This window comes from Sphingobium sp. D43FB, assembly GCF_002312805.1.
In the GTDB taxonomy this organism is placed as follows: Bacteria; Pseudomonadota; Alphaproteobacteria; order Sphingomonadales; family Sphingomonadaceae; genus Sphingobium.
Genome location: NZ_NMUA01000258.1, coordinates 1 through 392 on the forward strand (window position 1 = coordinate 1; position 392 = coordinate 392).

At 61.7% G+C, this 392-nt stretch carries 1 protein-coding gene; it reads left to right on the forward strand.

The genetic code is table 11. From position 1 onward, the window contains the following. Positions 1-84: 84 nt before the first annotated feature. Positions 85-392 (forward strand): nitrite reductase small subunit NirD (gene nirD, locus SxD43FB_RS24290; RefSeq protein ID WP_096064183.1); only part of this gene is annotated, 308 nt, incomplete at its 3' end.

The following is a 392-nucleotide window of genomic DNA, read 5'->3' on the forward strand; positions in this document are numbered from 1 at the left end:
CCACTTCGTCAAGGAACGCGGCCAGCGCCGCCCGGCAACAGCCGCCGAACTCAACCTGATCCCTGTTACCGAGGAGGCACTCTCATGAGCCAGTCAAATACCCACGAATGGCGCCCGGTGTGCAACAAGCAAGACCTGGTGCGTAACTCCGGGGTGGGGGTATGGCTGGACGGCGAGCAAGTCGCGCTGTTCTACCTGCCGGACGCCGAGGGCAAAACCCTCTACGCCGTGGATAATTGCGACCCGCAATCGGGGGTCAATGTCATTGGTCGCGGGCTGATCGGCAACATCAAGGGCGAGCTGGTGATTGCTTCGCCACTGTATAAGCAGCATTTCCGCCTGCACGACGGTGGCTGCCTGGAATACCCGGAACAACGCTTGCGGGTCTGGCC